This is a genomic window from Ruegeria sp. CK2 (assembly GCF_056536585.1).
In genome coordinates this window covers 47,289-59,888 of record NZ_JBQFPW010000017.1, presented here as the reverse complement: position 1 = coordinate 59,888, position 12,600 = coordinate 47,289, and the positions used below count along the sequence as shown (strand labels likewise).

Below are 12,600 nucleotides of genomic sequence, written 5' to 3'. Positions count from 1 at the left end.
TGGTATTATACTCGGGGTCTGGCGGATCTTGCTGCGTTACTCGCGAGGCACAAACGCCCGGCTAGAAACAGAAACTGAATTTCCGGACGGGTCTTTTGCATTTGCGAACTGATAGCTGTCTGCCTGGTGAATTGCCCCGAACGTCAAACCTTTATGTAAGGCTTGAGCACAAAACGCCGGAACATCCATCACGTCGAACACCAGCTTAACGGCAGCCTGACCTTCGCGCGCGCCTCTGCCTGCCGGGTGCAACAGAAGATGCGCCCCGCTCGATCCGGGTTTCAACTCGATGATCCGGTCACCTTCTATCTGGCACGCTGTGTATCCAAAGTGAGTTTCGTAAAAGCGCACCATCTGATCGATACGCTTTGTGTACAAAATTAGCCGCGTGAGGGGCGGTGAATTCATTTGAACTCGGGCGTGCGGCCCTGCATCTGCGCCATCACGACCTCCATCTGATCCGGCTTACCGATCAGTTCCACCTGCTCGGCGGATTCGGCTAGTAGAACTTCGGCGCGCGGTTCAGTTTCAGCAATGTCGATCAGCCGCTTGGCGGCCCGGATGGCCGAGGGACTTTGGTTCGCAATGTTTTCGGCCAGAGCCAATGCTTCGGTTTGCGGGTCATCCGAAAGCTTGGTGACCAATCCCCAGTCTGCGGCCTGCTGTGCACCGATCGGGCGCGCCGTGTAGGTCAACAGGCGCAGCACGTCAGAGCGGACAAGGTGCGGCAGCAGAAGCATCCCACCCATATCCGGGATAATGCCCCATTTCATCTCCATCACCGCCAGTTTGCTGTCCGGATGGGCGATGCGAATATCAGCGCCCAGCGCGATTTGCAGCCCCCCGCCGTAAGCCACCCCCTTAATGGCACAGATCACCGGAACCGGGACGCGCCGCCAGACCAGCGCAAGCTCCTGCATTTCGTTGGCATCTTCGTGGCTGCGCGCCATCAGCCATTCGGTCGGGTCCTTGTGGGCCATGGACGCAAAGCTGGCCATGTCCAGCCCGGCACAAAAGCTTTTGCCTTCGCCCGATAACACCACCGCGCGGGCGTCCGAGGCGGCAACCTCTTGCCCGGCGGACAGGATCGCTTTGATCATGGCATCATCCAGCGCGTTCATCTTGTCACCACGGGTCAGTGTGACGTGGGCAATGTGGTCTTTGTATTCGACAGATACGCGCGCCATGCGGGCCTCCCAAAGCTTGTTTGTGCAATCATGCCCCAAAAGACGGGCTTGGTTCTACTGCGACGTCAGGGCATCTGGGCCACAGGCATTCGTCCGAACCAGGGCGAATCCAGCGTCATCACGTAGAACTGGTCCTCGGCGATCTTGCCGCCGGTCGTAATGCCCAACCGACCATCGGGATCTTGCAATGTCTGAAGGATGGTCCCGTCCCCGTCGAATTGCACCATCATTCCACGATGGATAGCGGCTGGCCGGACCGTCGGCCCCAGCCGCCAAATGATTTTGCGCAGAAACGGGTACGGCATCAACGCCTCGGCCGGCACACGTGGGCTGGCAAAGGCCATCCAATACGTACCATCGCCCTGAGCTTCGATATTGTCCGGATAGCCTGGCAGATTGTCGAGCAGGACCTCTTGCTGACCCGCCTTTGGACCATTGAGCCAAAGCTTATGGACACGTGCCCGGCCAGTTTCGGCGATCAACAGAAAGTCCTCTTCCGGCGACAGCGCGACACCGTTCGTATAGACAAACCCTTCGGCGATCTTTTCTGTGGTTCCATCGGGGCTATGTTTTGCGACATAGCCGGCGTTTGATTGCTCCCAAATTGTCATGACAGACGTGGGTTTTGTCCCGCCCATGGTTTCGGGATCGAACCGGTCGGATGAGTTCGAGAAATAGACCGTCCCATCCTGTGCCACGTCCAGTTGATTCGCATAGATGACCGAGGCGCCGTTGATATCCGAGACCACGGGTTCCAGCGTGCCCGGACCGCTCCAGCGCATCAGGCCCCGAAAACTGTCGGCAATATACAACGCACCGTCAGGGCCGGGTTTCAAGCCCAGTGGTCGCCCGCCCAATTGATCGATTTCAACCGGTTCTGCGCCGTCAATGCGGTAAAGGACGCCGGACAGGCTGGTGGTGTAGATGCTGCCATCTGGCAGGACAGCGATATCTTCCGGGCCGATTTCTCCGCCCGGCAAAGAGATTAGGTCCAGCCGATCCAGAGCATTGTTCTCAGCGAAATCGCCAGTGAAACCTTGCGTTTCGGGCAGCTCGTACGCGATTGGTTCAACAGGGATGGGCCAGAACAACAGATAGGCAAGGCCGATGAGAATGAGACCGATGAAATAGCGCATGAAATCCTCTTTGTTTAATTGCCTGCACACTGGCGGCGAATGTCCGGGGGTGCAAGGCTTGCCCCGCCGCCCGCCTTGCGATTAGGTGCGCGCATGACTGGTCCCCGATACACCCCGCTTGCCCAATCCCTTCCCGCAACCGCCCCTTTCGTGGGTCCTGAAACGCAGGAACGCCTGCGCGGCGCGCGCTTTGATGCGCGGCTTGGCGCCAACGAAAGTGTTTTTGGCCCATCCCCACGGGCGATCGAAGCGATGCAGCGGGCAGCAGGTGAGATCTGGATGTATGGTGACCCGGAGAATCACGATCTACGCCATGCCCTGGCGGATCATCACGAGGTCACGCCCGACCACATCGTGGTGGGCGAAGGGATCGATGGATTGCTGGGGTATCTGGTGCGTCTGGTCGTGGGTCCGGGGGATCCGGTCGTAACCTCGGACGGTGCTTACCCGACCTTCAACTATCACGTCGCAGGATTTGGCGGGATTTTGCACAAGGTTCCCTATTCCGATGACCAAGAGGACCCCACTGCGCTGATTGCCAAAGCCGCTGAGGTTGGCGCCAAACTGGTTTACCTAGCAAATCCGGACAACCCCATGGGCAGCTGGCATCGCGGGGCGGACATCGTGGCGGCGTTGGACGCTTTGCCCGAGGGCTGCCTGATGGTGCTGGACGAAGCCTATGTAGAATGCGCCCCGGACGGCACTGCGGCACCGGTCGCTGCGGATGATCTGCGCGTGATCCGAATGCGCACCTTTTCAAAAGGTTACGGTATGGCGGGTGCTCGGGTCGGTTATGCCCTTGGCGCGCCGGGCTTGATTTCGGCTTTCAATAAGGTGCGCAATCATTTCGGAATGAACCGCGCGGCACAGACAGGTGCGTTGGCGGCATTGCGCGATCAGACCTGGCTGGCCGACGTGCAGCAGAAGATCGGCCAGGCGCGTAGGCGGATTGGTAAGATTGCCGAGGAGAACGGCTTACGGCCTTTGCCTTCGGCCACCAATTTCGTTGCCATCGACTGTGGACGAGATGGGGTGTTTGCCAAGGCTGTTTTAGATGCGCTGGTCGCGCAGGGCGTCTTTGTGCGAATGCCGTTTGCGGCCCCTCAAAACCGCTGCATTCGGGTGAGCTGTGGCACTGAGGCGGATTTGGATGCTTTTGCAGCTGCGCTGCCGGTGGCGCTGTCCGTGGCCGCTGGCAACGCCTGAGTAATGACGGTTAAGGGGGCTGTCTGCCCCCTCTTGGCCTTAAGGCCAATTCACCCCCGAGGATATTTGTAGCCAGATGAAGTGGGGGCGGGTCTTTACTTGCCGCTAGATTTGTCCCGCCAACACGGCCGCAGCGGCATCCAGTGCGCCTGAGCCCCGTGGGATGTTCAGTGCAGCCATGGCCGTTTCAACGCCGCCCAGCATGGCCATAATCATCTGCCCGTTTACATGGCCCATATGGCCCAGGCGGAAACACCCTTCGGCATCCGCCATACCAAGGCCGATCCCCAACGTTAGACCCAACTGATTTTCAGTGAAGGCGCGCAGGGGGGTCCCGCGTTCTTCGGTCAGACGCAGGGATGTGACAGCATGGCTGCGATATTCGCGGTCAGTGACATTGAGCTGCAATGCCCCCTCGCCAGACCAGATTTCGCAAGCTGTCCAGACCGCTGCGGCCAGATGTTCGTGTCGGGACCAGACATTCTCGATCCCTTCTGCACCGATCATATCCAATGCGGCGCGTAGCCCGTACAAGTGGTGGGTCGGAGCGGTTCCATTGAAATACTGGTAGAACAGTTCGGGATTGGCGCGCGGCTGCCAGTCCCAATATTGCGACACGCGCGGCATCGCCGCCCGTTTGGCCTGCGCCTTATCGTTGAAAAAGACAAATCCGACACCGGGCGGGGTCATCAACCCCTTCTGGCAGGCTGTGACCATAACATCGACGCCCCAGGCGTCCATTTCGAACCGCTCGCAACCCAGCGAGGCAATGCAATCGGCCATCAAAAGCGCTGGATGATCCAGATCATCCAGCAGAGCACGCAACGCGGGAATGTTGTTACGGATTGAACTGGATGTGTCCACATGCACCGCAAGCACGGCTTTGATCTGGCGGTGTGTGTCGGCCCGAAGCGCCTCGGCGATGCGGTCAAAATCCCACGGGGAAGCGGTACCGAAATCCAGTATCTCGACCTCGGCGCCGATGCCTTTGGCCATCTCGGCCCAACCATGGGTGAAGCGGCCCGAGGCCGGGGCCAGAACGGTTTCACCGGGGGCGATCACGTTGGATAGCGCGGCCTCCCACGTGCCGTGACCGTTGGCAATGTAGATCGCCACATCACACTGCGTGCGGGCAACCTGACGCAGATCGGCGGTCAGGGCGGGCATCATCTCGATCAATGCGCCATCATAGATGTTGGGGGACGGGCGGTGCATCGCCTGCAAGACGGCGTCGGGCATGACCGAGGGCCCGGGAATGGCCAGATACTCGCGCCCCTGCGCGAGAGTGGTTTTGTTTGTCATGAGGTCAACCTGTTTGAATTGAGCCCTACCCTAGCGTCGCTAAAGGCGGCGTCAATCCGTCAGCTTTGACGCCTCACGCGCCAGCGATTCTATACGCGCCCAGTCACCACCGTCGACCATCTGTGTGGGCGCGACCCAACTGCCACCGGCGCAAACCACGTTCGACAAAGTCAGATAGTCGCGCGCATTCGACGGCGACACGCCACCGGTTGGGCAGAAGCTGATCTGCGGCAGCGGTGCGCCAATCGCTTTCAGCGCGGGCGCGCCACCTGAAGCTTCGGCTGGGAAAAACTTCAGCATGTCATAGCCAAGTTCGAGCAGGCGCATGGCTTCGCTGGCGGTAGCAGCGCCCGGCAGCAAGGGCAAGCCTTCAGCCTCACAGGCCTGAATCAGCGCGTCTGTGGCACCGGGTGAGACACCAAACTGAGCGCCTGCGTCTTTGGCGGCACGGACGTCTTCGGGCGTGATCAGCGTGCCCGCGCCAACAACTCCCCCCGGAACCTGCGACATGGCGCGAATAGCGTCGAGCGCAGCGGGTGTGCGCAGCGTAACTTCGAGCGCGGGCAGGCCACCGGCGACCAATGCCTCGGCTAGCGGACGCGCTTGGGATGCATCATCGACCACAAGGACCGGAACGATAGGTGCAAGGGCACAGATTTCGCGAGTGCGTTGGGTTTTGTCAGACATGAGGCTCAGGCTCCGAATATGCTGGCACCGTTATCGGCCGAGCCGACGGCGTTGCGGAAAGGGGTGAACAGGTCTCGCCCGATGCCGTGCTGATTTGCCGACAGATCGGCGGTCGCAGGAGCGCGGTCCAAAGCCCCTTCGGTGAGGATTTCAAGCTCGCCGTTCACGGCATCAACACGCAACAGATCACCGTCTTGTAGATAGGCGATCGGCCCCCCGTCCAAAGCCTCGGGACAGACATGGATCGCGGCAGGAACCTTGCCGGACGCGCCCGACATGCGACCATCGGTGACCAGAGCCACCTTTTGCCCCCTGCCCTGAAGAATCGACAGGATCGGTGTCAACGAATGCAGCTCGGGCATGCCGTTGGCCTTGGGGCCCTGGAACCGGACGACTACGATTACATCATCGGTGAATTCTCCGGCCTTGAACGCGGCCTTGACTTCAACTTGATCGTGGAAGACGCGGACAGGTGCTTCGACAACCTGATGTTCAGGGGCGACGGCCGAGACTTTCATCACACCAGTTCCCAGATTGCCGGTCAGGCGCGACAGGCCTCCGGTTGGCTGGAACGGGTCTTTGGCCGGGCGGATAATCTTTTCATTCAGGCTGTGACCTGCGCCATCCTGCCAGACCAGTTCACCTTCGATCAGCTTGGGTTCTTGGGTGTAATTGTGCAGGCCCTGCCCGGCGACCGTCAGCGTGTCGGGATGCAGCAAGCCATCTTCGAGAAGCGTTCCGATTGTGTACCCCAGCCCACCTGCTGCATGAAAATGGTTCACGTCGGCCAGACCATTGGGATAAACCCGCGCCACCAGCGGTACGACCGCTGAAATGTCGGAAAAATCTTGCCAATCCAGCACGATACCACCTGCCCGCGCCATGGCGATGAGGTGGATGAGCAAGTTGGTTGAACCGCCCGTAGCCATCAAACCCACGATACCGTTTACAAAGGCACGTTCATCCAAGACTTGGTAAACAGGGGTATAGCTGTTGCCCAGCGCGCTGAGGGACAATGCACGGCGAGCGCCTTCCTCGGTCAGTGCATCGCGCAGGGGCGTGTTGGGATTGATGAAGCTGGAGCCCGGCAGGTGTAGACCCATGAACTCCATCAGCATCTGGTTGGTGTTGGCAGTGCCGTAGAACGTACACGTGCCAGGGCCGTGATAAGCGGCCATTTCTGCGGCCATCAATTCCTCTCGGCCGATCTCACCTGCGGCGAATTTTTGGCGGATCTTGGCCTTTTCATCGTTTGGCAGTCCGCTGGTCATCGGGCCAGCGGGCAGGAAAACGGCAGGCAGATGACCAAAGGCTTGAGCGCCGATCACCAGTCCGGGCACGATTTTGTCGCAGACACCGAGGAACACGGCGGCATCATAGGTGTTGTGACTAAGTGCGACGCCAGTGGCCAGAGCAATCACATCGCGGGAGAACAGGGAAAGCTCCATGCCCGCCTCGCCCTGCGTGACGCCATCGCACATGGCGGGCACACCGCCTGCGACCTGCGCTGTGCCTCCGGCGGCCCGAATCGCATCGCGGATCAGACCAGGGTAGCGTTCGAACGGCTGATGTGCCGAGAGCATATCGTTATAGGCCGTTACAATTCCCAGATTTCCGGCGGTGCCGGTGGCCATCGACTGCTGATCTTCGCCTGCGCCAGCATAGGCATGAGCCTGACCGCTACAGGACAGATGTGCACGGGCGGGACCTTTTGACTTGGCCTGTTCCATCCGCTCCAGATGCGGACCGCGTGACGGCCCGCTGCGGTCGATAATCCTCTGGGTGACGTCGGTAATGACTGAATGAACCATGATTACCCTCCGATCTGGCGCCAACGGCGACCATCGCGATGCATCAGCATTAGTGCTTCTTCCGGGCCAGAGCTGCCCTGATCATAGCGGGACGGGCGGTCGCCGCGCTCTTCCCAGCCATGAATGATGGGATCGACCCAGGCCCAGGCGGCCTCGGCCTCATCCCCGCGCATGAACAGGGTCTGGTCGCCACGGATCACGTCCATGATCAGGCGTTCATAGGCATCGGGGGATTGCGAGTCGTTACCCAGCGCGTCGGCAAAGCTCATGTCCAGCGCAACGTCGGACAGGCGGAACCCGCCCTGCCCGGGTTCTTTGATCGTGGTGCGCAGGGTGATGCCTTCGTCCGGTTGCAGTCGGATCACCAGCACGTTGCCATGCAATGGACCGACATTTGGAAAGATCGTGTGAGGTGGGTCGCGGAAGAACACCGCAATCTCGGATTCGCGGGCGCGCAGGCGCTTGCCGGTGCGCAGATAAAACGGCACCCCGGCCCAACGCCAGTTGCCCACATGAACCTTGAGCGCGATGTAACTCTCGGTGCGACTAGCCGGGTCGCCGACATGATCAACATACCCGCCTTCGCCCTTATCGGCCCGGTATTGCCCGCGGGCGATGTCGGCTTGCGTCACGGGTTCCAGCGCTTCGATCACCTTGACCTTTTCGTCCCGAACCGCATTCGAGGAGAACTTAGAGGGCGGTTCCATCGCCGTCAGACATAACAGCTGCACAAGGTGGTTCTGAATCATGTCCCGCATCGCGCCGGACTTGTCGTAATACGACCCCCGCCCTTCGACACCTACGGTTTCGGCCACGGTGATCTGAACATGGTCGACATGGGTCGAATTCCACAATGGTTCAAACAGGGAATTGGCAAAACGCAGCGCCATCAAGTTCTGCACGGTTTCCTTGCCCAGATAATGATCAATCCGATAAATCTGATGCTCTTCGAAACAGGCCCGTAACCCTTCGTTCAAGGCCTTGGCCGAGGCCAGGTCATGCCCAAATGGTTTTTCAACAACGATACGGCTGTCCGGTGTGGCCATTCCGTGATCATGGAGACGTTGGGCAATACCGGAAAACAGGCTTGGGCCGACCGACAGGTAAAAGGCCCGAACGGCATCGTTCCGAAGCGATTTACCAAGGGCCTTCCATCCTGCATCACCAAGCGCATCTACTGGTACATATTCAACCTGTTTCAAGAACCGATCGAGAGTATCTTTTTTAGAACTCGGCGCAAACTTTTGCATCGAAGCCCGCAACAGATCACGGAACCCGTCGCTGTCCATGTCAGACCTTGCGGTGCCGATGATACGCGCCTTGTCCGGCATCTGACCCACTTCAAAGCGCTGATACAGGCCGGGCAGGATCTTGCGTTGCGCCAAATCGCCGGTTGCGCCGAACAATACCAGATCGAACGGATCTACCGGAATTACGCGTGAAACCATCACCGGGCTCCTTTTGAGTTCACTGCGGTCAGCTTACCACGGTGTTTGCACTGGTGCGAAACACACAAAGCAAGTTATGTTATCGCTAACATTCACCGCGTAAATAGAAAGGAGAGGCGCAAAAATCAAGCACAGTTTCGCGGATGATGCTGTTTTCCAGATCAGGCCTGATTGCGCAGCCACTCCATTACGGCAGGTCGAACGGATTGCTCGCCGCGATGGCGAGCATCGGCAATGATCTTGCGGACCTCTTGCAAGTTCGACCGCAAAAGCAAGCTTTTGACCGGACCAATAGACGCTGGGCGCATCGACAGTGAGCGAATGCCCATTGCGGCTAGACACAACGCCTCAACCGGTCGACCAGCGTCTTCGCCGCAAAAACTGAGCGGAGTGTCTGAGATTTCGCAGCGTTCGACAACGCGTTCAATGAAGCTGAGGAAGCTGACATTGAGCGTGTCATAGCGGCGGCGCACCAATTCGTTTTCGCGATCGGCTGCGAAGAAAAACTGCTTTAGATCGTTGCCGCCAATGGAAATGAAATCCACCTCATCAAAAAACTTCTGTGGCGCAAAGCCCAGCGACGGTGTTTCCAACATTGCGCCGACCTCAAGTGTTTCCGGAAGCACATGACCCAGTCGCTTTTCGCGTTCAATGGTCTTGTTGACCTCCCATCGAGCCTCGCGAAATTCATCTGCCTGCGCCACAAACGGAAACATGATGGTAAGTGGACGGCCGTTTGCCGCGCGCAGCAATGCCTGCAATTGCATCCGCATCACGCCGCGTTTGTCCAGACCGACGCGGATCGCACGCCAACCCAAAGCTGGGTTCGGCTCGGCCACGTGCTTCATGTAGGGCAGAACCTTGTCCGACCCGATATCCAACGTGCGGAAGACCACACGTTTTTCCCCTGCCGCGTCCAGAACACGCTGATATTGCGTCACAAGTTCGGAACGCTTGGGCATTTTGTTGCGCACCAGGAACTGCAGCTCGGTCCGGAACAATCCGACCCCTTCGGCCCCTGATGTTTCAAGAGACGGCAGATCGGCCATCAACCCGGCGTTCATGACCATGTTGATCCGTGATCCGTCCTGCGTGACCGTTGGCGTTTCCCGGATAGAGGCATAGCGTTCCTGCGCCTTGGCCTGCATGGCGATCTTGTCGCGAAAGGCACTGACCACGGTATCCTCAGGCCGCAGATGCACAACTCCCTGATCACCATCGACCAGAACATGATCCCCGTTCAGGGCTTCGGTCGTGATCCGGCCCACATGCACCACCAGCGGAATCGCCAGCGCGCGGGCCACAATGGTCGCATGACTGCCGACTGAGCCTTCTTCAAGCACGATCCCTTTGAGCGAGCGGCCATATTCCAGCAAATCTCCAGGGCCGATGTTTCGCGCGATCAGGATCGGGTCTGGCGGCAAGTCGGCACTGTCAGTCTTGCCCTGCCCTGTCAGAATGCGCAGAAGCCGATTGCTGAGGTCATCCAGATCGGCCAAGCGCTCGCGCAGGTAAGGATCTGTAACCTGTCCCATGCGGGCACGCGCCTGAGACTGTTCCTTTTCCACCGCAGCCTCAGCGCTGAGCCCCAAGGCAATGTCCTCTTCCATTCGGCGCATCCAGCCTTTGGAATTTGCGAACATACGATAGGCTTCCAGAACCTTCAGCTGGTCCTTGTCGCCCCCTTGCGAGATTTCCAGCATTTTGTCGACGCCGACACGCAGCTCCTCGACCGCCTCGGTCAAACGTTCGCGTTCGCGATGGGGATCTTCGGCAATGGGATTGGTGACAACGACGCGCGGTTCGTGCAGCCAGACATGGCCTTCGGCCGATCCTTCCTGTGCCGGGCCACCGCGCAACAAAACAGATTGCTGGTGCAGCGGCGACAAAGCGGCGCCCTCGCCAACAAAAGCGCCCAGTTCGGCCATTTCGGCCAGAACCATGGCGACCACTTCCAATGCGTAAATCTCATCGGCAGTAAACACGCGCGCTTCACGTGATTGAACGACAAGAACGCCCAGCTTCTGACCCAGACGCTGTACCGGCACACCAAGGAAAGACGAATACCGTTCCTCACCCGTCTCGGGCATGAAACGGAACCCCTTGGCCGACGGTGCATCGGCCGTGTTGACCACTTTGCCGGACTTGGCGACACGGCCCACAAGCCCTTCGCCCAGACGCAAGCGGGTTTTGTGCACCGATTCCGGAGACAGGCCCTCGGTCGCGCATAGTTCGAGCGTGTCTTCGTCACGGAACAGATAAATCGAGCAGACCTCGCGCTGAATGCTATCGGCAATCAGATGCGTGATCCGGTCAAGCCGTTCCTGACCGGCGGCTTCGCTCGCCATCTCTTCGCGTAACCGCCCAAGCAGCTTGCGGGATTCTGTTTCGGTGCCGTCCACCATGGCCCAACCAATTTAGTGTGTTAGGCGAAATCCTTGGCTGAGATGCTCAGGCCGCCTTGTCCAGTTCAAAGGCATCATGCAGTGCCTGAACCGCAAGTTCCATGTATTTCCGATCCACGAGGACGGAAATTTTTATCTCAGAGGTTGTAATGACCTTAATGTTAATACCCTCATCCGAGAGCACCTTGAACATTTTCGCCGCCACACCGGATTGCGAGCGCATGCCAATGCCCACAACCGAGACCTTGCAGACATCTTCGTCGGCAACCAGTTCGGCAAAATTCAGCTCGCCGCTGTCCTTGATACCTGTCAGCGCCTGCTCTGCCCGTGCCACCTGATCGGTCGGGCAGGAAAAGGTCATATCAGTGCGCCCTTCGTCCGAGATGTTCTGCACGATCATGTCCACATTGACGCCCGCATCGCTGAGCGCCGTGAAAATGATCGAGGCGATGCCCGGACGGTCGGCCACCGACACGGCGGTCATTTTGGCTTCGTCGCGGGAATAGGCCACACCGGCCACAACATTGGATTCCATAATATCCTCCTCGTCGCAGACCAGCGTACCGGCCTCATCGGATTGTTCTTCAAAACTTGAAAGAACGCGCAGTTTCACCTTGTTGCGCATCGCCAGCTCGACAGAACGGGTCTGCAGCACTTTGGCCCCCAGCGAGGCCAGTTCGAGCATTTCTTCGAATGCGATCCGGTCCAGCTTGCGGGCCTTTTCGCAGATGCGCGGGTCCGTGGTATAGACGCCATCCACATCGGTATAGATATCGCAACGATCGGCCCCAAATGCGGCCGCAAACGCGACGGCTGTGGTGTCCGATCCACCCCGGCCCAGCGTGGTGATACGGCCTTCGGGGCTGAGACCCTGAAAACCGGCCACCACGGCCACCTTCATACCTTCGTCGAATTTCTGGCTGATATTCTCGGTCGGAATTTCTTCGATCCGCGCCTGGCTGTGAGCGCTGGTGGTCAGTAACGGCACCTGCCAGCCTTGCCAGCTGCGTGCGGGCACGTCCATCTCCTGAAGCGTCAGAGCCATCAGACCGGCGGTCACGTTTTCGCCCGAAGATACGACCGCATCATATTCGCGCGCGTCGAACAAGGGTGATGTTTCGTTGACCCATCCCACTAGCTCGTTCGTCTTGCCCGACATCGCCGAAACGATGACGATAACGTCATATCCCTTGGCCACTTCGACGCCAACGCGTTTGGCCGCGCGGCGGATGCGGTCAAGATTGGCAACCGATGTGCCACCGAATTTCATCACGAGTACGGGCATGGGGGCAAGTGTCTCCGCGCCTTGGATTTCTGGTCCCGTGCGTCTTATGCGAGGGGACCCGCAAGGGCAAGGGCGCAAACAGGGCCCGCCTGCAGCGCAGGGCCGCTTTACAATGCGTTGGCGCAGTGCCAGC

10 protein-coding genes are annotated in these 12,600 nt (G+C 59.1%); 1 reads left to right on the top strand and 9 read right to left on the bottom strand.

The annotated features are described in order from the left end of the window. Window positions 1-36: 36 nt before the first annotated feature. From ACR0BU_RS20945 to ACR0BU_RS20935, 3 genes are all read right to left on the bottom strand, one after another. The gene (locus tag ACR0BU_RS20945) at window positions 37-408 is read right to left on the bottom strand and encodes a VOC family protein (RefSeq protein ID WP_480738757.1); all 372 of its coding nucleotides are present in this window, start codon (window positions 406-408) and stop codon (window positions 37-39) included. Continuing rightward, window positions 405-1,187, bottom strand: coding sequence for a crotonase/enoyl-CoA hydratase family protein (locus ACR0BU_RS20940; protein ID WP_300072180.1), 783 nt, complete (start codon window positions 1,185-1,187; stop codon window positions 405-407). Before ACR0BU_RS20940 ends, ACR0BU_RS20945 begins: the two co-directional genes overlap by 4 nt. A 65-nt stretch (window positions 1,188-1,252) precedes the next feature. Next, complete coding sequence (locus ACR0BU_RS20935; protein WP_480738755.1) at window positions 1,253-2,323, bottom strand: SMP-30/gluconolactonase/LRE family protein; 1,071 nt, start codon at window positions 2,321-2,323, stop codon at window positions 1,253-1,255. 93 nt (window positions 2,324-2,416) lie between these two features. Here ACR0BU_RS20935 and ACR0BU_RS20930 point away from each other — a divergent pair, with 93 nt between their 5' ends. Further along, complete coding sequence (locus ACR0BU_RS20930; RefSeq protein WP_480738754.1) at window positions 2,417-3,529, top strand: pyridoxal phosphate-dependent aminotransferase; 1,113 nt, start codon at window positions 2,417-2,419, stop codon at window positions 3,527-3,529. A 105-nt stretch (window positions 3,530-3,634) separates the two neighbouring features. Here ACR0BU_RS20930 and ACR0BU_RS20925 read toward each other — a convergent pair whose 3' ends face one another. From ACR0BU_RS20925 to ACR0BU_RS20900, 6 genes are all read right to left on the bottom strand, one after another. Then, on the bottom strand, window positions 3,635-4,831 hold the full coding sequence (locus ACR0BU_RS20925) for a pyridoxal-phosphate-dependent aminotransferase family protein (RefSeq protein ID WP_480738752.1): 1,197 nt from the start codon (window positions 4,829-4,831) through the stop codon (window positions 3,635-3,637). Between the two features lie 51 nt (window positions 4,832-4,882). Further along, window positions 4,883-5,518, bottom strand: a complete 636-nt coding sequence (locus ACR0BU_RS20920) for a bifunctional 4-hydroxy-2-oxoglutarate aldolase/2-dehydro-3-deoxy-phosphogluconate aldolase (protein ID WP_480738751.1) — start codon at window positions 5,516-5,518, stop codon at window positions 4,883-4,885. 5 nt (window positions 5,519-5,523) lie between these two features. Continuing rightward, entirely contained in the window at window positions 5,524-7,329 is a 1,806-nt protein-coding gene (edd, locus tag ACR0BU_RS20915; RefSeq protein WP_299082748.1) for a phosphogluconate dehydratase, read from the bottom strand. Between the two features lie 2 nt (window positions 7,330-7,331). Further along, a complete protein-coding gene (gene zwf, locus ACR0BU_RS20910; RefSeq protein ID WP_480738750.1) occupies window positions 7,332-8,777 on the bottom strand; it encodes a glucose-6-phosphate dehydrogenase in 1,446 nt (481 codons plus the stop codon). Window positions 8,778-8,938: 161 nt separating this feature from the next. Next, window positions 8,939-11,182: a phosphoenolpyruvate--protein phosphotransferase gene (gene ptsP / locus ACR0BU_RS20905; RefSeq protein ID WP_480738748.1), complete on the bottom strand. Its 2,244-nt coding sequence runs from the start codon at window positions 11,180-11,182 to the stop codon at window positions 8,939-8,941. 46 nt (window positions 11,183-11,228) lie between these two features. Continuing rightward, window positions 11,229-12,467 carry an aspartate kinase gene (locus tag ACR0BU_RS20900; RefSeq protein WP_298937003.1) on the bottom strand — a complete coding sequence of 413 codons (1,239 nt, stop codon included), beginning with the start codon at window positions 12,465-12,467 and terminating at the stop codon, window positions 11,229-11,231. Window positions 12,468-12,600: the final 133 nt, after the last annotated feature.